Raw genomic sequence first — 22,785 nt, 5'->3', positions numbered from 1 at the left:
CTCGCCGGCAGCGTGGCGTCAACGGTTGCAGACTGGGCTTGCCATTCGTTGCCAAGTCGGTTAGCTTGTCGGCCATGCCCACTTTGCCCATTACTGCACCCGGTCGGCCAATGGTCCTGGCGACGCCGGATCAATTGCGCCGGACGGCACAACGGGTGTCAAAGCTCAAAGGCCGACAGCCCGACGATGTCTCGCTGCAGGAACTGCGCGCACTGATTGGCGTGCCACCGCCTGGCGGCCATCGCAGCGACCTGTTGATCGAGCACCTGCACCTGCTCAATGATCACTACCGTGGTCTGTTCGAGCGCCATCTGGTGGCGCTGGCCAGCGACATGAAGCTGCCCATGGCAGAGGTGTTCGAGGTGGCCACGTTCTACCACCACTTCGAGGTGATGCGCGACGGCCAGAGCCCTGCGGCGCTGACCGTGCGGGTCTGCGACAGCCTGAGCTGCGCGATGGCGCGGTCCGATGATTTGCTGGCGCGGCTGACGGGGTTGCTGGGGGCGTCGGTGCGTGTGATGGCTGCACCGTGCCTGGGGCGCTGTGAGCAGGCGCCGGCCGTGCTGGTGGGGCAACGGGCGGTGCCGAATGCAACGACGGCTTCGGTGCTTGAAGCGGTCCAGGTGGCCTTGCCGGACAAGCCAGAATATATACAAAATAGGACTCTAGCCCCCGCATTTACTGCACACTATGCTATTAATTTGATATCGTTAGAAGCCTACCGGCAGCGCGCCGGTTACGCGCTGGCGGCCGCCGTGGTGAATGGTGAAGAGCCGGCGGAGGGCGTGATGGCGGCCCTGGAGGACGCGGGCCTGCGTGGCTTGGGTGGTGCCGGTTTTCCGGCCGGACGCAAATGGCGCATCGTGCGCGAGCAAAGCGCGCCGCGTGTCATGGCCGTCAACATCGACGAAGGCGAGCCCGGCACCTTCAAAGACCGCAGCTACCTGGAACGCGACCCGCATCGCTTTCTGGAGGGCATGCTGATCGCCGCCCAGGTGGCGGGCACCGAGGCCTGCTACATCTATCTGCGCGACGAATACCACGACGCGCGCAAGATGTTGACGCAAGAGATCGAGGCCCTGCAGGCCGATCCGCCCTGTCCGCTGCCCTACATCGAACTGCGCCGTGGCGCGGGCGCGTATATCTGCGGTGAAGAGTCCGCCATGATCGAGAGCATCGAAGGCAAACGCGGCCAGCCGCGCCTGCGCCCGCCCTATGTCGCGCAGCTGGGCCTGTTTGGCAAACCGACGCTGGTCCACAACTTTGAGACGCTCTATTGGGTGCGTGACATCGTTGAAAAGGGCCCGCAGTGGTTCAGCAGTTTTGGCCGCCACGGGCGTCAAGGCTTGCGCTCCTTCAGCGTCAGCGGGCGCATCAAGCTGCCCGGTGTCAAGCTGGCGCCGGCCGGCATCACGGTGCAGGAGCTGATTGACGAATACTGCGGCGGCATGCTGGACGGGCACACGCTTTACGCCTACCTGCCCGGCGGTGCGTCGGGCGGCATTCTGCCGGCCAGCCTGAACCATATTCCGCTCGACTTCGACACCCTTCAGCCCTACGGCTGTTTCATTGGTTCGGCCGCGGTGATTGTGCTCAGCCAATTCGACCGGGCGCGTGATGCGGCGCTCAGTGCCATGCGTTTTTTTGCCGCTGAGAGTTGTGGCCAGTGCACCCCGTGCCGGGTCGGCACCGCCAAGGCCGTGCGTCTGATGGAAGCACCGGTGTGGGACAACGCCACGCTGGAGGACTTGAACGCGGTGATGGCAGAGGCGTCCATTTGCGGCCTGGGCCAGGCTGCGCCCAATCCGGTGCGTTGTGTGCAGAAATACTTTCCCCAGGAGATCGTTTGAATGAAGGTCTCCGCCAAACCGGCTGAAGTCAAGCTGCCAACGCTTGCGTTCAAGCTCGACCAGCAGACCCTGCAGGCGTTTGAAGGGGAAACCATCCTCAAGGCGGCGCAGCGTCACGGCGTCGACATTCCCCATCTTTGCCACAAGGACGGCTTGCGTGCCGACGGCAACTGCCGCGCCTGTGTCGTGGAGATCAAGGGTGAGCGCACCCTGGCGCCGAGTTGCTGCCGAACTGTGACGGCGGGTATGGAGGTGCAGGCCAACAGCGAACGCGCGGTGAAGAGCCGCAAGATGGTGCTGGAGCTGCTGCTGTCGGACATGCCTGCTGTGGGGCACAAGTGGAATGACGCGAACGCAAGCACGGGTTCGGTCGGCCAGCACGGTGAACTCAGCGCTTGGGCGTCACGAATGGGCGTCACCGTGCGTCCCGAACTCCAGGCTTTGCGCCGCGCGCAACCGGCAACGGACCTGTCGCATCCGGCGATGGCGGTCAACCTCGATGCCTGCATTCAATGCACCCGCTGCGTGCGCGCCTGCCGCGAGGTGCAGGTGAACGACGTCATCGGTTATGCCCATCGTGGCGCGCAGAGCCAGATTGTGTTTGACCTCAATGACGCCATGGGCGACAGCAGCTGCGTGGCCTGCGGCGAATGCGTGCAGGCCTGCCCCACGGGCGCGTTGATGCCCAAGACGCAGATGGGATCGCAGGCGCTGGATAAGACCGTGGACTCGGTATGCCCCTTCTGCGGCGTCGGTTGCCTGCTGACTTACAAAGTCAAGAACAATAAAATCATCAGCGTCGACGGCCGCGACGGTCCGGCCAACCAAAGCCGCCTGTGCGTCAAAGGCCGCTTTGGTTTTGACTATGTGCACCACCCGCACCGGCTCACGACGCCCCTGATCCGGCGCGCCGATGTGCCCAAAGACATGGCCGTGACGCGCGACCCGGCGGACTGGGCCAGCGTGTTCCGCGAAGCCACCTGGGACGAGGCGCTGGACCTCGCGGGCGCCACGCTCAAAGGCTTGCGCGATACCCATGGCAGGAAAGCACTGGCCGGCTTTGGTTCGGCCAAGGGCAGCAACGAAGAAGCTTATTTGTTCCAGAAACTGGTGCGCACCGGCTTCGGCTCCAACAATGTGGACCACTGCACGCGCCTGTGCCACGCCTCCAGTGTGGCGGCGCTGCTCGAAGGCATTGGCTCGGGTGCCGTGAGCAACCAGGTCAATGATGTGGACCACGCCGAGCTGATTCTGGTGATTGGCTCCAACACCGCTGGCAACCACCCGGTGGCCGCCACCTGGATGAAGAATGCGGCCAAACGCGGCTTGAAGATTGTGACGGCGGACCCGCGTGGCACGGACCTGGACAAACATGCGTGGCGCAAGCTCCAGTTCAAGGCCGACACCGACGTGGCGCTGATCAACGCCATGATCCACACCATCATTGAAGAGGGCCTGGCCGACGCCGCTTTCATCTCCGCGCGCGTGTCCAATTTTGAGGCGCTGCGTGACAGCGTGCGCGCCTTCAGCCCGCAGGCCATGGCGCCGGTCTGTGGCGTCCCGGCCGCTGCCATCCGCGAGGTGGCGCGCGCCTATGCCAGGGCCAAAGCAGCGATGATCTTTTGGGGTATGGGCGTCAGCCAGCATGTGCACGGCACCGACAACGTGCGCAGCCTGATGGCGCTGTGCCTGGTGGCGGGGCAGATTGGCAAGCCGGGCTCCGGCCTGCATCCCTTGCGCGGACAAAACAATGTGCAGGGCGCCAGTGACGCCGGCCTGATCCCGATGATGTTTCCCAATTACCAGCGCGTGGACGATTCCGCTGCACACCAGTGGTTTGAGGATTTTTGGGGCATGACGCTGGATGATCAGCCCGGCTATACCGTGGTCGAAATCATGCACAAGGCGCTGGCACCCGAGAGCGACCCGCACAAGGTGCGCGGCATGTACATCATGGGCGAGAACCCGGCCATGAGCGACCCCGACCTGAACCAGGCGCGCCGCGCGCTGGCATCGTTGTCGCATCTGGTGGTGCAGGATATTTTCATGACCGAGACTGCCTGGCTGGCCGATGTGGTGTTGCCCGCCGGCGCCTGGCCCGAGAAGACCGGCACGGTCAGCAACACCGACCGCATGCTGCAACTGGGCCGCCAGGCGATCGATCCGCCGGGGGACGCCCGGCCTGATTTGTGGATCATCCAGCAGATCGCCCATCGCATGGGGTTGACCTGGAACTACCCGGGTGAGAACTGCGGTGTGGCTCTAGTCTACGAAGAAATGCGCCAGACCATGCACACGGCCATTGGCGGCATCAGCTGGGAGCGTCTGCAGCGCGAGGGCAGTGTGACCTATCCCTGTTTGAATGCCGACGATCCCGGTCTGGCCACCGTGTTCACTGACCATTTCCCCACCCCCGATGGCCGCGCGCACCTGGTGCCCACGACGCTGACCCTGGCGGCCGAGAAACCCGATGCAGCCTACCCGCTGGTACTGATCACCGGGCGGCAACTGGAGCACTGGCACACCGGCAGCATGACACGCCGCTCTGCCGTGCTGGATGCGCTGGAGCCGGTGGCCACCGCCTCGGTCAATGCCGGTGAGCTCGCGCGCCTGGGCTTGACGGCGGGCGCCATGGTCACGCTGCGCAGCCGTCGCGGCACGCTGGACGTGCAACTTCGGCGCGATGACGGCACCCCTGACGGCACCGTGTTCATGCCCTTTGCCTACCGCGAGGCCGCAGCCAATTTGCTGACCCATGCGGCGCTCGACCCGTTCGCGAAAATTCCGGAGTTCAAATACTGCGCGGTGTGCATCACGCCCGTCAGCTGATGCAAAACCGCAAGGTCGGCGATTCGGTGCGCTGATTTTTCGCAGACTTCCGGTGCCAGGCCGGTGAGCGCGAAACGCATGTCGCCTCGATGCTTGCGGGTGGCGGCGGATTGCCCCTTGGTGCGCCACTGACCGCCACGTTCGTATCCGGATCGTTGCGGATGACGGTTATTTGAATGAGTTCGAGAAAATTATGCGTTTGTTGATGTTTTGCATACAGTCAGTCTCCACAAAAGCAGAAACTGGAATTAGTTCTGTGAAAGGGGTTAAAGGTGAAAACTTTAAAAGAGTTGCGTTCCATCATGGGCGCTAGCATCAAGACAGTGGTGGGTCTTTTCTTTGCCGCCGCTCTCAGCACGGCGGTGGCGGCTGGCAAACTTCCGTACAGCTACTTTTTCGTGGGTGAGCCGGCAAAGACACCCGTCATTGCGTCGTCAGACCGGGCAACAACGCCATCTTATGTGCTCATGGGCGGGGGGCCGGACGTTGACCAAGCATTTCAGTGGCTGATTCAACGCGCTGGCATCAAGCCAGGCACGGGCGGGCGCTTCGTGATCATCCGTGCCAGCGGAACTGAAGCCTATAACCCCTACATCTACTACAGCGATGCCAACGGCGGAACTTCAACACTTCCACCCGTGAATCAGGACGGTTGGGTCGGCGGGGGGTATTTGGGACTCAGTTCAGTCGAGACCTTGGTGATCCCCAGTGTTAAAGCCGCGAACGACCCGACTGTCAATCAGATTGTGGCCAGGGCGGATGTCGTATTCATCGCGGGTGGTGATCAAAGTGATTACATCAAGTATTGGAAGAATACCCAGCTCGACTGGACGCTTCAGGCACTGATGAACAAGAAAGTGCCCATCGGCGGAACCAGTGCAGGTTTGGCGGTGCTGGGGCAGTTTGATTTTGCCGCACTCAGGGGCACCGTCACCTCTGACCAAGCACTGTCCAATCCTTTCAATAAATACATGAGTCTGGACCCCACGCCCCAGACCTTGGACCCAACAAGCCCAACGTCCATTGCTGGCGGCTTTATCACGCCGTCGCCGCTGTTCAACACGATCCTGGATGCGCATCTTGATGAGCGTGATCGAATGGGTCGCCTGGTGACGTTCGTATCACGCCTGATTGGACCCTATTACGAGTCAGGTTGCAGCGGAGGCATTCTCGTGCCGAAGGTATCCCAGAACTTGTCAGCCACGCCTTACGGCGACATCATTGCGCGCGGAATAGGGGTCGGCGTGGAGGCTGCGTTGTTGGTTTCCGGGGATGGTGGCCCCCGAACTCCGATCGTGGCTAAACTTGTCACAAACCCGACGACGACGACCAAGAGCGCCGCTTATTTTGTGTTGCCGCAAAATTACCCTGGTCAATGTGTGGCAGGACAGGCTTTATCCGGGGTAACCGCCACGGTCGTCAAAGTGGACAAATTGAATCCTGCCTTCAACATGTCATTCTGGTCGGGTGGCTACAGCCCGTACACGCTCACTGTTACCAATGGTGTCATGACGGTGTCTGGTAACGGCAACTCTCCCTATTGATGCTGGCTCGCCGTTTCTGAAAATTATTTATCTCGCGGCTGAGGTCGTTGACATCGTGGCTGCATGGCCGACCAACAACCTGCAGCTCTACCCGCCTAGAATCCGCAAATCGCCCTTTGCGGGCCTGCCTCATGACCTCAGGTAAGCACCATGCCCAAACTCAAACTCACTTATTTCGATTTTCACGGCGGCCGCGCTGAGCCCGTGCGTCTGGCCTTGCATATTGGCGGCGTTGCCTTTGAAGACCACCGCTTTACGTCTGCTGAATTTGCCGAGGTGCGCAAGTCCACACCCTTTGGCCAGGTGCCCACCCTGACGGTGGATGGCGTGCAGGTGACGCAGTCCGATTCGATTCTTCGCTACGCGGGCAAGCTGGCGGGTTTGTACCCCACCGATGCGTTTCAAGCACTTTTGTGCGACGAGGTGATGTACGTGGTGGAGGAAGCCAGCGTCAAGTTGGGGCCGAGTTTTCGCATGACGGGCGATGCCCAAAGGGAAGCTCGCGCCGCCCTGGTCAATGGCTCCATGCCGGTGTACCTTGGCTGGCTGCAAAGCCAGTTGCAGGCCCATGGCGGTGAATACTTTGCCGACAATCGTCTCACTGTTGCTGACCTGAAGGTGTTTGTCGATGTACGCACCCTCAATTCCGGTCGCCTGGACCATGTGCCTGCCGATCTGGTGGAAAAGGTCGCGCCTGCACTGAATGCACATATGCAGCGTATTGCCCGGACCCCGGCTGTGGCGCAGTATTACGCCAAGTTCAGTGCTTAGGAATCGCTTGGGCCGGCAAGAGTGTTGATGAGGAACTGTTTCTCCGTGGTGGAAAGCCTGAGCCATGAGTTCGTGGCGGCTTGCGCTGCGCGCTTTCAGTTAGACTGAACCAAAGGAATCATCACTATGGCAGGCGTATTTGGTAAAGACCCCAACATGAAGAAAAGCAACCACGCCGAGCTTGAAAGGCTCAACTTGGAGCGCAAGCGCAAGTTGGCAGAAGCGGTTGTCAAGTTCACTCAAAAGAGACCTGTCGCTCCCAGTAGCGAAGCAGCCGTGAAATAACGTCTGTTCAGATAAAAAGGAAGGTCCCTTGATTGGGGTCTTCTTTTTTTCTGTTCAGTCTGCACGAAACAGTAGTCGATGGATCAGGGGGCTGGTTCCGCTGCCAACCGGCATTTCAGCTTGTTCCTTTGCGGACCGTCAGAGCGGCGGTAGTCACCCGACTACGCAGACGCGAGCAAGACAGCCCGTTCTTCTTGCGTCTGATGGCTTGTTCGGTCAAGCTAACCACCTCTCCAAATGTGCCCGGCAGCGCGTGATGAAGGCGTGGGGCTGGCGTTGGATAACCCCGCCCGCCATGGCGCTGTTGTCAATCCGGTACATTGCACAAACTTATGCCTACCCTTCGTCCCTCTATTGAAGTCGCCGTCGTCATGCAACGCGTCAAAACCACTGGCCCGTCCAGCCGCTGGCAGCCCTGGCGCTGGGAGCTCGCAGATGTGGTGATGCAGGACGACGGTTTTGGCATCACGCCCCGTCTGCTCTATAAAAACGATAGCGAAGAACGCTGGCTGCATCCGGGCTACAGGGTTGAATTGTTCAAGGACGATGCCGAAGGCTACCACCTCAACGCGAGCACGCAAACGCCGGGCTGGTTTGTGTTGTGGCGCATGGAAGAAGAGGCCAGCATCAGCGATGAGCCCATTGCCAAGCCCGAGATGGTGAGCCTGAGTTATTACGACGCCGGCCGCTGGCTGGACGCACAGGAGACGGTGGAGCAGGTGCCGGCGCCAGCGCCGGTGGTGGCGTGGCTGCAGGCGTTTGTGGATGAACACCATGTGGTGGAGCTCAAGCGCCGCAAACGGCCCGAGAGCTTTCGCGCCTTGACCGACCGCTTTGGCCAACCCGCGTCTGTCAGTACCCAGAAAAAATCGGGGGGTGAGCATGGCTGAGGGTTTTTTGGGCCGCTGGTCGCAGCGCAAGCAGGCGCAGCGGGCGGGCAAGGCGATTGATGAACCAGCCACCCAGCCGGTTCCCGTGGTGGTGGATGCACCTGACGCCCGCGCCCCAGCGCTTGGCCCGCAACCGGTGCCGGTCAAAGCCACGCCGGACGCCGACCCGATCAATCAGGGCGGTGCTGCCGGGCCAGGCGCGCCAGCCAGCCCGGCCCAGCTTGCGCCGCTGTCTCTGGACGATGTGCAGCGTCTCACCACCGAGTCCGACTTCAAGCCCTTTGTCGCGCGCGGTGTCACCCCTGAGGTGCGCAACGCGGCCATGAAAAAGCTGTTTGCCGACCCGCATTACAACGTGATGGACCGGCTCGATATTTACATTGACGACTATTCCCAGCCTGACCCCCTGCCGCAGTCCATGCTGCGGCAAATGGCCAGCGCCCAATTTCTCAATCTGTTTGAAGAAGAGAAGATTCCCCCCCCGCCACTAGGGGATGATGCCAATACCCGCAGCGCCGATTCCGTGGCACAGTCGGCCCAGCCGCCTGACGCCGGTGTTGCCACTCCACCCAAGAACCCGCCGCAAGCGCCGGGCCCAGACCATGACCACACTGATTTGCGACTGCAACCAAACCATGCCGCTGGACGCCAGGAGTCTGGGCGCGGCACTGAATGAAAACCTGACGCTTCACTCCACCCTGTGCCGCCGTGAGGCGGGTGCTTTTCTTCAAGCGGTGCAGACCGGAGAAGAGGTGGTGGTGGCGTGCACCCAGGAACAGCGGCTGTTCGTCGAACTGGCCGAGCAGGCCAGCAGCGCGCAGGCGGGTGCGGCGCGCGCGCCTTCCGGCTACGCGCCGCTGCGCTTCGTCAACATCCGTGAAACGGGTGGCTGGAGCCGGGACGCGGCGCAGGCCAGCCCCAAAATTGCCGCACTGCTGGCGCTGGCCCATTTGCCCGAGCCCGAGCCGGTGGCCACGGTGACTTATAAAAGCGCCGGACGGCTGTTGATCATTGGTGAGCTGGGCGCAGCAGAACGCGCTGCCGAGTTGCTGGGCGATGCGCTGGACGTGACCTTGTTCACCCAAGGTGCAGGCGACGCGGGCGCGGCGCAGGAGCGACGCTACCCGGTGCTGGGCGGGCAGATCCAGTCCTTGACCGGCTGGCTGGGGGCGTTTGAACTCCAGTGGCTGCGCAGCAATCCGATTGATCTGGATTTATGCACCCGCTGCAACGCCTGTCTGGCAGTCTGCCCGGAAGACGCCATTGGGCTGGATTACCAGGTTGATTTGAGCGCCTGCCAGGCGCACCGTGCCTGCGTCAAGGTCTGCCAGGTCGCCGGGGCGATTGACTTCCAGCGCGAACCTGAAGCTTTGCGTGAGACCTTTGACCTGGTGCTGGATTTGCGCGCCACGCCCGCCTTCAGCCAGCACGCCTTGCCGCAGGGTTATTTGCGCTGGGATGGGCGGAGCCTCACGACGCTGTTGCAGTTGCGCGGCTTGGTCGGCGAGTTCGAGAAGCCGCGCTTTTTTGTCTACAAACCCAAGCTGTGTGCGCACAGTCGCAACGAGAAAGCGGGTTGCACCGCCTGCATCGACGTCTGCTCGGCCTCGGCGATTGAAAGCGACCGCAGTCGCCAGCAAATCAAGGTCAACCCGAACCTGTGCATTGGTTGCGGCACCTGCAGCACGGTGTGCCCGACCGGCGCCATGGGTTTTGCCTACCCGCGCGCCAGCGATCAAGGCGTCAAGCTCAAGACCCTGCTGGCGACCTACAGCCGCAGTGGCGGCAAGAATGCCGCGCTGCTGCTGCACAGCCAGGGCGCGGGCGCGCGCCTGCTGGGCGATCTGGGGCGCGCCGCGCAGCTGGAGCGTGCCAGCAAAACAGGCACGCACGGCGTTCCGGCCCGGGTCTTGCCGCTGGCGCTGTGGCACACCTCGTCGTTGGGGCTGGAGGTCTGGCTGTCTGCCATTTGTTATGGTGCGTCGCAGCTGTGGGTGCTGCTGACGGACGAAGAAGCGCCGCAATACCGTGCGGCACTCGAGGGCCAGATGGCAGTGGCGCAGGCCATTCTGTCGGGGTTGGGTTACCAAGGCGAGCATTTCCGCCTGCTTCAGGTCAAAGACGCGCGTGACCTGGCAGCGCTCGACCACGACTTGCAGGCGGCCCCGGCGCAGACAGTCGCCCGCACGGCCGGCTTTGCGGTGCAGGCTGACAAGCGCGCCACGCTGGAGCTGGTGCTCAGCCATTTGATCGAACATGCGCCGGTTAAAACCGACGTGGTTGCGCTGCCCGCCACCGGCTCGCCGCTGGGGGCTCTCGTCATCAACAAAGATGCCTGTACCCTGTGCCTGAGCTGCGTCAACGCCTGCCCGGCCAGCGCGCTGCAAGACAACCCGCAGGCCCTGGAGCTGCGGTTGATTGAGAAAAATTGCGTGCAATGCGGCTTGTGCGTCAAGACCTGCCCGGAACAGGCCCTGACGCTCCTGCCGCGCTTGAGCCTGAGTCCGCAACGCAACGAAGCCGTGGTGCTCAACGCGATGCAGCCCTACGCCTGTGTGCGCTGCGGCAAGCCGTTTGGCACGCTCAAGGCGATTGAAGCCATGCTCGGCAAGCTGAGCAGCCACAGCATGTTCCAGGGCGAGGCGCTTGCCCGCTTGAAAATGTGCGCGGACTGCCGCGTCATCGACATTTATTCAGCCGACAACGAAACCAAAATCACCGACCTCTGACCATGTTGCCCACCTCCGACACACTGCCCAGCAGCGCGCTTGACGAAGAAACCGCGCGTTCAGAGCTCTATGGGCTTCTAGCCCTTATGTATTATGCGCCTCCAGCTACTGAATTAGTAGCTAAACTGCGCCTGGCCGTGACCGAGGCACCAGCGGCTGGGGCTTTTCTGGAAGAACCCTGGCGCGCCCTGGTGGGGCTCTCGCGCGAGATGACAGATTGCGCGATTCAAGATGAATACGACGCCCTGTTTGGCGGTGTCGGCAAGCCCGAGGTCTACCTGTACGCGTCCCATTTTCTGAGTGGTTTCCTCAACGAAAAGCCGCTGGCGCGCTTGCGCACCGAGTTGAGCAGCTTGGGGCTGGCGCGCGGTGACGGCATGCTTGATACCGAAGACCACTTCGCCTACCTGTGCGAGGTGATGCGTTATCTGATTGCCGGCGACGATGTGGCGGTGGCCAACCTGACGCGCCAGCGCGCCTTCTTTACGAGCTACCTGCACCCCTGGGTGTTGGCGCTGTGTGACGACCTGCAGCAGCACCCCAAAGCGCGGTTCTACGCGGCGCTGGCCGGGCTGACCCGCGCTTTTGTGGCGGTGGAGACGCAGGGGTTCGACATGCTGGCCTGATGCGGGGCGGTCAGCTTGGATTTTTTGCGACGGAGTTGGTGTTTTCCCTAGTCTGTTAAACGTATCATTTTGCGAATGATCATGGTAAGTTCAAGCGCATTACACATAGGCTATGCAAATAGTTGCATAACAAAAGCGTTACCTGGAGACCATGATGCCCAACAGCCAGCCCAAGCCGTCCCGTCGCGGATTTTTTCTTTCGGCCTCCGTGGCCGGTGCTGCCGTCGCGTCGGCTGGCTGGTTGAAGACGAATACCCCGGCGGCGGTGGCCGAGTCGCCCAAGCCAGCGCCTGAAAAAGGCGGTGGCTACACCCTGAGTGCACACGTCCAGCACTACTACCGGACCACACGCGTCTGAGTGTCCCCCTCGTATCGATCCTGCGCTGATTCAGTCCTGAATCACGCCGACCTTGGAGAGTCCCATGTTGTTGACCAGAAAATCCGGGCCATCTGACCCTGTTGCCCGTTCCCCATTTGTGCACAGTTTGCGCCGTGGCTTGTCGCAAGCCTTACCCACGATGGACCGGCGCGCCTTTTTGCGCCGCTCCGGCCTGGGTGTGGGCGTCGGGCTCGCGGCCTCGCAACTGACCCTGGTGAAAAAGGCAGATGCAGCGCAGGGCGCGGTGGCCCTTGGTGAAGGCAAGATCGAGATCAAGCGCACCGTGTGTACCCATTGTTCGGTCGGTTGCGCGGTCGATGCCGTGGTGGAGAACGGCGTTTGGGTGCGGCAGGAGCCGGTGTTTGACTCCCCCATCAACCTCGGCGCCCATTGCGCCAAGGGAGCCGCCTTGCGCGAGCACGGCCACGGCGAATTCCGCCTGCGCTACCCGATGAAACTGGTCAATGGCAAATATCAGCGCATCAGTTGGGACACCGCCTTGAGCGAGATCAGTGCCCGCATGCTGGAACTGAAAAAAGCCAGTGGCCCGGACAGTGTGTACTTTGTCGGGTCCTCCAAGCACAACAACGAGCAGTCGTACCTGCTGCGCAAGTTTGTCAGCTTCTGGGGCACCAACAACTGCGATCACCAGGCCCGTATTTGCCACTCGACCACGGTGGCCGGTGTGGCCAATACCTGGGGTTACGGCGCCATGACCAACTCTTACAACGACATGCAGAACAGCAAATGCGCGTTGTACATCGGCTCCAACGCGGCCGAGGCGCACCCGGTGAGCATGCTGCACATGCTGCACGCCAAGGAAACCGGCACCAAGATGATCGTGGTGGACCCGCGCTTTACCCGCACCGCCGCCAAGGCCGACGAGTATGTGCGTATTCGTTCCGGCTCCGACATCCCCTTCCTGTTTGGCGTGCTGTACCACGTGTTCAACAACGGCTGGGAAGATAAAAAATACATCAACGACCGGGTCTATGGCATGGACAAGGTCAAGCTGGATGTGATGGCCAAGTGGACGCCTGACAAAGTGGAAGAAGCCTGCGGCGTCAAAGAAGAGCAGGTGCTGCGCGTCGCCAAAATGATGAGCGACAACCGGCCCAGCACACTGGTCTGGTGCATGGGCCAAACCCAGCACACCATCGGCAACGCCATGGTGCGCGCCTCGTGCATCTTGCAACTTGCGCTGGGCAACGTCGGCAAGTCCGGCGGCGGCACCAATATTTTCCGCGGCCACGACAACGTGCAAGGCGCCACCGATGTCGGCCCCAATCCCGATTCACTGCCCGGTTATTACGGCATTGTGGAAGGCTCCTGGAAGCACTTCGCCAAGGTCTGGGGTGTTGATTTTGAATGGATCAAAAAGCAGTTTGCCAGCCCTGCCATGATGAGCAAGCCCGGTATCACCGTGTCGCGCTGGATTGACGGTGTGCTGGAGAAAAACGAGCTGATCGACCAGGACTCGAACCTGCGTGGTGTGTTTTATTGGGGCCATGCACCCAATTCTCAAACCCGTGGCCTGGAGATGAAGCGCGCCATGGACAAGCTTGATCTGCTGGTGGTGGTGGACCCCTATCCATCGGCCACGGCAGCGATGGCTGCCATGCCCGGCAAACCCGAAGACTTGAACCCGAACCGGGCGGTCTATTTGCTGCCTGCGGCCACGCAGTTCGAAACCAGTGGTTCCGTCACGGCCTCCAATCGCTCCTTGCAATGGCGTGAAAAAGTCATTGAACCGTTGTGGGAGAGCCGCAGCGACCACATGATCATGCAGCAGTTCGCGGACAAACTCGGTTTTGGCAAGGAACTGTCCAAGAACTACAAGATGCAAAAAGTCCATGGCATGGATGAGCCCATGCCGGAGGAGATCCTGCGCGAAATCAATGCGGGCGTCTGGACCATCGGCTACACCGGCCAGAGTCCGGAGCGCCTCAAAGCCCACATGCGCAACATGCACCTGTTTGACGTGAAGACGCTCAAGGCCAAGGGCGGCAAAGACAAGGAAACCGGTTACGACTTCACCGGTGACTACTTTGGCTTGCCTTGGCCCTGTTACGGCACGGCCGCGCTCAAGCATCCCGGCTCACCCAACCTTTACGACACCTCCAAACATGTGATGGACGGCGGTGGCAACTTCCGCGCCAACTTCGGCGTCGAGCGTGAAGGTGTCAACCTGCTGGCGGAGGACGGTTCGTATTCCCTGAACGCCGATATCACCACCGGTTACCCCGAGTTCGACCATGTGCTGCTAAAGAAGCTGGGTTGGTGGGACGACCTCACCGAGGCGGAGAAGACAGCCGCCGAGGGCAAGAACTGGAAGACCGACCTCTCGGGAGGCATCCAGCGTGTGGTCTTGAAAGTGCATGGCTGCCATCCGTTTGGCAACGCCAAGGCGCGCGCCGTGGTGTGGAACTTCCCGGATGCGATTCCGCAGCACCGCGAACCCTTGTACGGTATCCGCCCTGATTTGGTGGCCAAGTACCCGACCCACGACGACAAGAAGGCGTTCTGGCGTTTGCCCACGCTGTACAAGACGATTCAGGATAAAAATATCGCGGACAAGGTGCACGAGAAATTCCCGTTCATCATGACCTCGGGCCGCTTGGTCGAGTACGAGGGCGGGGGCGAAGAGACCCGCTCCAACCCCTGGCTGGCCGAATTGCAGCAGGAGATGTTCATTGAGATCAACCCCAAGGTCGCGGCTGACAAGGGCATTCGCAATGGCGACCGGGCCTGGGTGTCAACGCCCACCGGTGCGCGCATGAATGTGCAGGCGCTGGTGACCGAGCGCGTTGGTCCCGATACCGTGTTCTTGCCGTTTCACTTCTCCGGTCGCTGGCAGGGCGCCGACATGCTGGCCTACTACCCGAATGGCGCGGCGCCGATCGTGCGCGGCGAGGCCATCAACACCAGCACCACCTATGGCTACGACAGCGTGACCATGATGCAGGAAACCAAGACCACCGTTTGCAACGTCGAGCGGGCCTGAAGCCTTGCGGGACAGACCAGGAGTTACACGCAGTGAACTTTGCTCTGTCCTCAACTGATTAGAGGAGATTTGTATGGCACGTATGAAATTTGTTTGTGACGCCGAGCGTTGCATTGAGTGCAATGGTTGCGTCACGGCTTGCAAAAACGAGCACGAGGTGCCCTGGGGCGTGAACCGGCGCCGGGTCGTCACTTTGAATGACGGCGTACCGGGTGAAAAATCCATCTCGGTCGCCTGCATGCATTGCAGCGACGCGCCCTGCATGGCAGTCTGCCCGGTCAACTGCTTCTACCGTACCGATGAGGGCGTGGTGCTGCACGACAAGGATGTGTGCATTGGCTGCGGCTACTGCGCCTATGCGTGCCCGTTTGGTGCCCCGCAGTTCCCGTCGCAAGGCACGTTTGGTGTGCGCGGCAAGATGGACAAATGCACCTTCTGCGCCGGTGGCCCCGAGACCAATGGCAGCCAGGCTGAGTTTGAGAAATATGGCCGCAACCGGCTGGCCGAAGGCAAGCTGCCGGTGTGTGCCGAAATGTGTTCCACCAAGGCCTTGATCGCAGGCGACGGTGACGTGGTCGCTGACATTTTCCGCAGCCGGGTGCTGCACCGCGGCAAGGGCGCCGAAGTCTGGGGCTGGGGCACGGCTTACGGTTCCAAGCAGGCCGGTCAGCCCGGCGTTGCCGCCCCTGAAGGAGCGAAATCATGATGCGCCTATTGTCTGCAATGGTCATGCTGGCTGCCTTGAGCGCCTGCGGCGAAAAGCCGCAAGCGTTGCAAAGCAGCAAGAGGGATGCCGCAAGCTACACCGGCACCGGCAAGGCGTTTGCCAACCAGGACTGGAAGCAGGGCGACAAAGCCAGTTGGGAGTCGCACCTGAAGGCGCGTAATCAGTACGGCCAGAACGACTACACGCGCATGAACTGAGCAGGAGGCCAGGATGAAAAATGTCTTTTCTGTTGCCTCTGCTTTGGCGCTGACGCTGGTGTTGTCCTCGGGCCCTGTCGGGGCGCAAAGCACACCTGCCCCGGCGCCAGCGGCGGCGGTTCCGGCCGTGCCGGCAGCGCCTGCGGATGCAGGGGCCGTCAAGAGCCAGAATATTTTCGAGGTGAAACCCGACGCCAGCCAGGAGCCCGGCTACGCCATGCAGACCAATGGCGAACGCGCCAAAGTGCAGCCGGGCAACAACGCGCCGATGTGGCGTCAGGTTGGCTCCGGCGTGGCGGGCTACAGCAGCCTGCCAAAAGCCCAGGCGCCCGAGGCCGGTGTGCTGATTCAGCCCTTCGTGCAGTACCCAGGCTCGCGCCTGACCAATGCGGGGGAAGCCTGGCGCCAGGTGCGCAACAACTGGATCATTCCCTACGGCGGCTCGCTGGTCTTGCTTGTGTTGATCGCCATCGCGCTGTTTCATTGGCGCATTGGTCCCATGAAGGTCACTGAGCCCTACACCGGCCGCAAGGTGGAGCGTTTCACCCCGTTCGAGCGTGCGGCGCACTGGACCAACGCCATTGCGTTCTGTATTTTGGCCATTTCGGGTTTGATCATGGCGTTTGGCAAGTTTTTCCTGTTGCCCGTGATGGGCCTGAGCCTGTTCGGCTGGTTGACGTACTTGTTAAAGAACGTGCACAACTTCGCCGGTCCGGTGTTCACGGTGTCGCTGCTGGTTGTGATCATCACCTTCATGCGCGACAACCTGCCGGCCAAGGGCGATGTCAATTGGATGCTCAAGGGTGGCGGCATCCTGTCCGGGCAAGAAATCAAGTCCGGGCGCTTCAATGCCGGTGAAAAGGTCACCTTTTGGGGCGGCGTGTTCGTCTTGGGCCTGATCGCGGTGGTCACAGGCTTGTTCCTGAATCATTTGTTGCCCGTAGTCGCTTACGACCGAAGCAATATGCAGATTGCGCTCATGGTGCATGCGGTGTCGAATGTGATGATGATCTGCATGTTCCTGGGCCACATCTACATGGGCACCATCGGCACCAAGGATGCCTACGAAGGCATGCGAACCGGTTATGTCGATGAGGGCTGGGCCAAGGAGCACCACGCGCTCTGGCTGGACGACATCAAGAGCGGCAAGATACCGGCCCAGCGTTCGTCGACACCGGTTCCCGGTCAACCCGTTCAAGTTTGAGATGCCTGAGAAAGCCTGTATGAAGAAACCTCTGAAACAAATGTTTGTGATCAGCAGCCTGCTCTTGATGGGCACCGCCGTGATGGCCAAGTTGCCCGCGCCGTCGGATGAGGCCAAGGCCAAGGCGGCCGAGGCGGCGGCCAAGGCCGCCTGGAGCGGCAAGGTCGACGCCTACCAGAGTTGCAAGGCACAGGACAAGGTGGCAGCCCATTACGTCCAGACGGCCAAAGCCGCTGGCAAGGACGTCAAGCCGGCCCCGGCCATGCCGCCCTGCGTCGATCCGGGCGCTTTTTCGTACGCGCCGGCTGTCGCTGCCAAGCCGCTTGAGGCGTCTGGTGCTCATTCTCCAGCGCCAACGGCCACCAGCCCCCCCAGCAGCAAAGCGCCGGCTGCGGATATTGCACCGGCCAAAAAACCCTGAGCGCCTTGCTGCCGTATCTGACCCAGGCCCGCGCGCCGCTGACGCGTGAGGTGACTGCGCTCAATGAATGGGGTGACGTGGACACGGTCTCCATCCCGGCTGAGCGCGCGCTCACCGTTTATGTCGACAAGCGCGAATTGGTGACGCTGATGACGCTGGGCGCCCAGCCCGAGCTGCTGGTGCTGGGCTTCTTGCGCAACCAGCGCCTGGTGCAATCGGTGCAGGAGATCGAATCCATTACCGTCGATTGGGACGTGGGCGCCGCTGCCGTCAAAACGCGCCAGGGCATCTCGGACATTGAAGCGCGCACCGCCAAACGGGTGGTCACCACCGGTTGCGGCCAGGGCAGCGTGTTTGGTGACCTGATGGCGGAGGTGGACCGTCTGGTGCTGCCGGCGGCCACGCTGACGCAAAAGCAGCTGTACGGCATCGTCAACGCCATCCGGCTACAAGAGACCACCTACAAGTCATCCGGCTCCGTGCATGGCTGTGCCTTGTTTCGGGGCGAAGAAATGTTGGTATTCGTGGAAGATGTGGGCCGCCACAACGCGATTGACACCATTGCGGGCTGGATGTGGCTGCAATCCGATGAGGCCATGAGCGGTCAGGATAAAGTTTTTTACACCACCGGCCGCCTGACCAGCGAGATGGTGATCAAGTCGGCGCAAATGGGGGTGCCGATTGTGGTGTCGCGCAGCGGCATCACCCAAATGGGGCACGACGTGGCGCAGCGCCTGGGTTTGTGCGCCATTGGCCGCGCCACCAACAAGCGTTTTCTTTGCTACAGCGCCGCCGAGCGCTTGCTGCTGCAGCCTGGCCTGGTGGGCGCCCGGCTCGCCGCCGCCTGAGTAAAGGCTCCAACGGCCACCTGCTGCCCCAAGCCAATTCCGAGGGCGGGTGTCGGGACAATGCGCTGGCGTTGCGGCAAACGGTCTGCGAGTGCGCTAAGGTAGCGGCATGAACATTTCTTTCTGGCGCCTTGGCGCTCGCTCTTTATGGCGCGACCTGCGCTCCGGTGAACTTCGATTGCTGATCGTGGCGGTCACGCTGGCGGTGGCGGCCTTGACCGCGGTCGGTTTCTTTGCCGATCGGCTCAAGGGCGGTCTACAACGCGATGCGCGGCAGCTGCTTGGCGGTGATGCGCTCATTTCAAGCGACAACGCCACACCCGCCGCGTTTGCCGAGAAAGCGCGCGCGCTGGGCCTGGACGTGGTGCAGACGCTGGCTTTCCCGACCATGGCGCGCGCGCCGCAGGCCCTGGGTGGCGCCAGCAAACTGGTGGCCCTGAAGGTGGTGGAGCCCGGTTATCCGCTGCGCGGCAGTTTGCGGGTCAGCAGCCAGCCGGGTGGACCCGGCAGCATCACCGCCACCATTCCCCAGCCCGGCGAGGCCTGGATCGACGCGCCCGTGCTGGATGCTCTTCGGGCGCAGATGGGAGATGCCTTGCTGCTGGGTGACAGCAGTTTGCGCATTGCCAAAATTATTGTCAGCGAGCCGGACCGGGGTGCTGGTTTCATGAATTTTGCGCCGCGCGTCATGATCAACCGCGCCGATGTGGCGGCCACCGGACTGATCCAGCCCGCCAGCCGTCTGACTTACCGCCTGGCCGTTGCTGGCGCCGACAAAAGCGTTACTACGTTTGTCGACTGGGCCCAGCTTGAGGTCAAAAAGCCCCAGGTGCGCGGCGTGCGCGTGGAGTCGCTGCAAGGCGGGCGCCCGGAACTGGGGCAGACACTGGCGCGCGCCGAGAAGTTCCTCAATCTGATTGCCTTGCTGGCGGCGCTCTTGAGTGCCGTGGCGGTGGCGCTGGCAGCGCGTGGTTTTGCGGCCAAGCACCTCGACGATTGCGCCATGCTGCGCGTGCTGGGTTTGAGCCAGCGCAGCATTGCCGCCAGTTATGCCTTTGAGTTCACACTGATCGGCTTGCTGGCCAGTTCGCTCGGGGTGGCCATCGGCTACGCGGTGCATTACGCGTTTGTGCTGCTGTTGGCCGGTCTGGTGGCTGCGGCGCTGCCGCCGGCGGGCCTGTGGCCGGTCATTTTCGGCCTGGGCATGGGCTTGACGCTGTTGCTGGCCTTCGGCCTGCCGCCGGTCCTGCAACTGGCGCAGGTGCCGCCGCTGCGCGTGATCCGCCGGGATGTGGGCAACCTCAAACCCGCCTCGCTGGGTGTGCTGGGTCTGGGCGTGGCTGGTTTTGCGGTGCTGCTGCTGGCCGCCAGCAGTGATGTCAAGCTCGGTCTGATCGCGGTGGGGGGCTTTGCTGCGGCCACCGTGCTGTTTGCGGTCTTGAGCTGGGGCGCGGTCGTGCTGCTGCGCCGTGTGGTCAACGAGCGCACCGCGCCGCGCGCCGTGATTCTGGCCATGCGGCAGATTTCGGCTCGTCCGGCGTATGCCGTGGTGCAGGTCAGCGCGCTGGCGCTCGGCTTGCTGGCGCTGGTGCTGCTGGTGTTGTTGCGCACCGACCTGATCAACAGTTGGCGCCAGGCCACGCCGTTGGACGCGCCGAACCGCTTTGTCATCAACGTCATGCCCGAGCAGGGCGATGCGTTCGGGGCCGCCCTGCGCGCTGCGGGGGTGAGCAAATTTGACTGGTATCCCATGATTCGAGGCCGTCTGGTGGCGATCAACGGCCGGGCGGTGACACCCGACGACTATGCAGACGACCGCGCCAAACATCTGGTGGACCGCGAGTTCAACCTGTCCAACAGCGCGAAGAAGCCGGCTCAGAATGAATTGGTGGCCGGTCGCTGGATTGAAGAGGAGCCCGGCGCCATCAGCGTGGAAGAAGGGATTGCCAAAACACTGGGTCTCAAGATCGGCGACAGCCTGAACTTTGACGTCGGCGGGCAGCAGATTCAATCCAGAATCACCTCCCTGCGCAAAGTGGACTGGGGCTCGATGCGGGCCAATTTTTTTGTCATGTACCCGGTGAGTACACTGCCCGATGTGCCCAGCACCTTCATGAGCGCCTTCAAGGCGCCAGCCACACCTGGTTTTGACAACACCCTGGTGCGCGCTTTCCCCAACATCACCAGCGTCGACATGACGGCCACGCTGGCGCAGGTGCAGCGCGTGCTCGATCAGGTGATTGGCGCGGTGGAGTTCTTGTTTGCCTTTACCCTGGCGGCCGGCCTGGTGGTGCTGTTTGCCGCCGTGACCGCCACGCGCGAGGAGCGCGCCCGTGAATTTGCCATCATGCGCGCCGTCGGCGCCAAAAGCAGCCTGCTGCGCCAGGTGCAACGGATCGAGCTGATCGGCGTGGGCTTGCTGGCCGGTTTTCTGGCCTCCATCGTCGCCAGCGCGGTCGGTTGGGCACTGGCGCGCTATGTGTTTGAGTTTGACTGGATCGTCTCGCTCTGGGTGCCGCTGCTGGGGTCCCTGAGTGGTGCGCTGCTGGCGCTGGCGGCCGGCTGGTGGGGTCTGCGTGACGTGTTGCGCCGCCCGGTGGTGGAGACACTGCGGCGGACGGCACAGTAGATGCTATATAATTGGTAGCATACTATGAAGTAACTACGGGGGCTAGAGGCTAGTTTTACTATGAACATCGAGAAAAAACCCGTTGCTGATACGCCGTTCGACCAGATCGGCGGTGAAGCCAAGGTACAGGCATTGGTGGAGCGTTTTTACGACCTGATGGACCGGGAGCCGAGCTACCGGGCGGTGCGTGCGGCGCATGGCAACGTGCTCGACGATGCCCGGCAAAGGTTGTTCTGGTTCTTGTGCGGCTGGCTCGGCGGGCCGCAACACTATGCGGAGCGCTTTGGCCACCCGCGCCTGCGGCGTCGCCATCTGCCGTTCAAGATTGGCACGCTTGAACGCGACCAATGGCTGGCCTGCATGGATCAGGCGATGGGCGAGACCGGCGTGCCCGACGCGTTACGCAGTCAGCTGCGGGAGGCGTTCTTCAAGACCGCAGACTTGATGCGCAATCCGCACGACTAAGGCGTCACTGTCGCTTACCCGCGCGATGCCATCAGCAGCACCACCAGCGCACCAGCGCCCCCATCGGCCGGTTTGGCCTGCACAAAGGCCAGCACTTCGGTTTTCTGCACCAGCCAGCTGTGCACCCGGCTTTTCAGGATCGGCGCTTTGCCGGGCGAGCCCAGCCCTTTGCCGTGGATCACGCGCACGCAGCGAATGCCGTGTTTGTGCGCCTCGCGGATGAAGAGGCTTAACACTTCGCGGGCATCGTCGCGGCGCAGGCCGTGCAGGTCCAGTTGACGCTGGATCGACCAGTCTCCCCGGCGCAACTTGCGCGTCACATCCGGGCCAATGCCGGGGCGGCGAAAGCTCAAATGTTCGTCGGTTTCCAGCAGGGTTGACACATCAAACTCGTCGCTGATGGCCTCACGCAGTACCGCTTTTTCATCCTTCTGGTACTGCATCGCCAGCGGCATCTTTGGCTCCACTTTATGTAGCACCTTGCGCTTGTCTGGCAGGGGCTGGACGGCTCCAGCGGCCCTGACGAACAAATCCTTGTCACTGGCGGCCTGCTTGACGGCTTTCACCTGGGCGCTGGCCTGCTCGGTGCGCTGCCTGGCTTTCTCGGCGATGGCCTTTTTGACCACCTTGAGGTCGGTCAAAGCTTTGACCTTGACGGGCTTGGTCATCACAGCAAGCCCCGCTCTGCCATTGACAGCGCTTCGCCCGGTGCCACGATGACGTGGTCCAGCACCCGCACGTCGATGAGTGCGAGCGTTGTTTTCAGGGTCTGCGTCAGCATCTCGTCCGCGCGCGAGGGTTGCACCGTGCCGCTGGGGTGGTTGTGCGCCAGCACCACGCTGCTGGCCTGGTGGTGCAGGGCGCGCAGCACCACTTCACGCGGGTAAACACTGGTTTGTGTCAGGGTGCCGCGGAACAATTCTTCCAACGCCAGCAGGCGGTTTTGCACGTCCAGAAACAGCACGGCAAACACCTCATGCGGTTTGGCTGCCAGGTGCAGTTGCAGGTAGTGCTTGACGGCGTCCGGCGTGGCAAAGATGGTGCGCTCTTTCAGTTGCTGGGCCAGCGCGCGGCGCGACAGTTCCAATACCGCCACCAGTTCGGCCCTTTTAGCGGGGCCCAGGCCTTTGATGCGTTTGAGGTCGTCGGACGTGGCGTGTAAGAGCCCGGCAATGCCGTCAAAGCCATCGTTGTCGTCGCTGCCGGATTTTTTCAGCTCCAGCAACTCGCGCGCCATCTGCAGCACGCCCTTGCCCTTGATGCCGGTGCGCAGCAGGACGGCCAGCAGCTCGACGTCGCTCAGGGCGCCAGGGCCGCGCGCCAACAGTTTTTCGCGCGGACGGGCATCGGGGGGGAGGTCTTTGAGGGGCATGGTTCGGTCTTCTTG

The 22,785-nt window shown here is 62.1% G+C and carries 20 protein-coding genes; 18 read left to right on the top strand and 2 right to left on the bottom strand.

Annotation, left to right across the window (positions count from 1 at the left end; all coding sequences use genetic code 11):
• Nucleotides 1-74: 74 nt before the first annotated feature.
• The 18 genes from RFER_RS16555 (at nucleotide 75) to RFER_RS16475 (ending at nucleotide 21,398) form a co-directional block, all read left to right on the top strand.
• Nucleotides 75-1,850 (top strand): NADH-ubiquinone oxidoreductase-F iron-sulfur binding region domain-containing protein, encoded by a 1,776-nt coding sequence (locus tag RFER_RS16555; RefSeq protein WP_011465542.1) that lies wholly within the window; start codon nucleotides 75-77, stop codon nucleotides 1,848-1,850.
• The gene (fdhF, locus tag RFER_RS16550) at nucleotides 1,851-4,679 is read left to right on the top strand and encodes a formate dehydrogenase subunit alpha (RefSeq protein WP_011465541.1); all 2,829 of its coding nucleotides are present in this window, start codon (nucleotides 1,851-1,853) and stop codon (nucleotides 4,677-4,679) included. It abuts the gene before it with no gap.
• A gap of 272 nt (nucleotides 4,680-4,951) precedes the next feature.
• Entirely contained in the window at nucleotides 4,952-6,223 is a 1,272-nt protein-coding gene (locus RFER_RS16545; RefSeq protein WP_011465540.1) for a cyanophycinase, read from the top strand.
• A 150-nt stretch (nucleotides 6,224-6,373) separates the two neighbouring features.
• Entirely contained in the window at nucleotides 6,374-6,994 is a 621-nt protein-coding gene (locus RFER_RS16540; RefSeq protein WP_011465539.1) for a glutathione S-transferase, read from the top strand.
• Between the two features lie 126 nt (nucleotides 6,995-7,120).
• Nucleotides 7,121-7,279 carry a hypothetical protein gene (locus RFER_RS24185; protein ID WP_166485750.1) on the top strand — a complete coding sequence of 53 codons (159 nt, stop codon included), beginning with the start codon at nucleotides 7,121-7,123 and terminating at the stop codon, nucleotides 7,277-7,279.
• A gap of 332 nt (nucleotides 7,280-7,611) precedes the next feature.
• Complete coding sequence (locus RFER_RS16535) at nucleotides 7,612-8,169, top strand: DUF3305 domain-containing protein (RefSeq protein WP_011465538.1); 558 nt, start codon at nucleotides 7,612-7,614, stop codon at nucleotides 8,167-8,169.
• Nucleotides 8,162-8,845 carry a DUF3306 domain-containing protein gene (locus RFER_RS16530; RefSeq protein ID WP_011465537.1) on the top strand — a complete coding sequence of 228 codons (684 nt, stop codon included), beginning with the start codon at nucleotides 8,162-8,164 and terminating at the stop codon, nucleotides 8,843-8,845. Before RFER_RS16535 ends, RFER_RS16530 begins: the two co-directional genes overlap by 8 nt.
• Nucleotides 8,772-10,898 (top strand): 4Fe-4S binding protein, encoded by a 2,127-nt coding sequence (locus tag RFER_RS16525; RefSeq protein WP_244095737.1) that lies wholly within the window; start codon nucleotides 8,772-8,774, stop codon nucleotides 10,896-10,898. The genes RFER_RS16530 and RFER_RS16525 overlap by 74 nt, the downstream gene beginning before the upstream one ends.
• A 2-nt stretch (nucleotides 10,899-10,900) precedes the next feature.
• Nucleotides 10,901-11,524, top strand: a complete 624-nt coding sequence (locus tag RFER_RS16520; RefSeq protein ID WP_011465535.1) for a TorD/DmsD family molecular chaperone — start codon at nucleotides 10,901-10,903, stop codon at nucleotides 11,522-11,524.
• 154 nt (nucleotides 11,525-11,678) lie between these two features.
• A complete protein-coding gene (locus tag RFER_RS16515) occupies nucleotides 11,679-11,882 on the top strand; it encodes a hypothetical protein (RefSeq protein ID WP_041792648.1) in 204 nt (67 codons plus the stop codon).
• Between the two features lie 64 nt (nucleotides 11,883-11,946).
• Entirely contained in the window at nucleotides 11,947-14,907 is a 2,961-nt protein-coding gene (locus tag RFER_RS16510; RefSeq protein WP_011465533.1) for a formate dehydrogenase subunit alpha, read from the top strand.
• A 73-nt stretch (nucleotides 14,908-14,980) separates the two neighbouring features.
• Entirely contained in the window at nucleotides 14,981-15,613 is a 633-nt protein-coding gene (gene fdh3B, locus RFER_RS16505) for a formate dehydrogenase FDH3 subunit beta (RefSeq protein ID WP_011465532.1), read from the top strand.
• Entirely contained in the window at nucleotides 15,610-15,831 is a 222-nt protein-coding gene (locus tag RFER_RS16500; protein WP_011465531.1) for a hypothetical protein, read from the top strand. The genes fdh3B and RFER_RS16500 overlap by 4 nt, the downstream gene beginning before the upstream one ends.
• Nucleotides 15,832-15,844: 13 nt before the next feature.
• Entirely contained in the window at nucleotides 15,845-17,035 is a 1,191-nt protein-coding gene (locus RFER_RS16495) for a formate dehydrogenase subunit gamma (protein ID WP_011465530.1), read from the top strand.
• A 19-nt stretch (nucleotides 17,036-17,054) separates the two neighbouring features.
• Nucleotides 17,055-17,456 (top strand): hypothetical protein, encoded by a 402-nt coding sequence (locus tag RFER_RS16490; RefSeq protein WP_041792646.1) that lies wholly within the window; start codon nucleotides 17,055-17,057, stop codon nucleotides 17,454-17,456.
• Between the two features lie 5 nt (nucleotides 17,457-17,461).
• Complete coding sequence (locus RFER_RS16485; protein ID WP_011465528.1) at nucleotides 17,462-18,304, top strand: formate dehydrogenase accessory sulfurtransferase FdhD; 843 nt, start codon at nucleotides 17,462-17,464, stop codon at nucleotides 18,302-18,304.
• A gap of 109 nt (nucleotides 18,305-18,413) precedes the next feature.
• Nucleotides 18,414-20,933, top strand: coding sequence for an ABC transporter permease (locus RFER_RS16480; RefSeq protein ID WP_011465527.1), 2,520 nt, complete (start codon nucleotides 18,414-18,416; stop codon nucleotides 20,931-20,933).
• Nucleotides 20,934-20,993: 60 nt separating this feature from the next.
• Complete coding sequence (locus tag RFER_RS16475) at nucleotides 20,994-21,398, top strand: group II truncated hemoglobin (protein WP_011465526.1); 405 nt, start codon at nucleotides 20,994-20,996, stop codon at nucleotides 21,396-21,398.
• Between the two features lie 14 nt (nucleotides 21,399-21,412).
• Here the strand turns inward: RFER_RS16475 and RFER_RS16470 are convergent, their stop codons facing one another.
• The gene (locus RFER_RS16470) at nucleotides 21,413-22,066 is read right to left on the bottom strand and encodes a Smr/MutS family protein (protein ID WP_011465525.1); all 654 of its coding nucleotides are present in this window, start codon (nucleotides 22,064-22,066) and stop codon (nucleotides 21,413-21,415) included.
• The gene (radC, locus tag RFER_RS16465) at nucleotides 22,066-22,770 is read right to left on the bottom strand and encodes a RadC family protein (protein ID WP_011465524.1); all 705 of its coding nucleotides are present in this window, start codon (nucleotides 22,768-22,770) and stop codon (nucleotides 22,066-22,068) included. Before radC ends, RFER_RS16470 begins: the two co-directional genes overlap by 1 nt.
• Nucleotides 22,771-22,785: the final 15 nt, after the last annotated feature.

This window comes from Rhodoferax ferrireducens T118 (assembly GCF_000013605.1).
GTDB classification, from domain to species: domain Bacteria; phylum Pseudomonadota; class Gammaproteobacteria; order Burkholderiales; family Burkholderiaceae_C; genus Rhodoferax; species Rhodoferax ferrireducens.
This window is presented reverse-complemented; position numbering and strand designations above follow the sequence as displayed.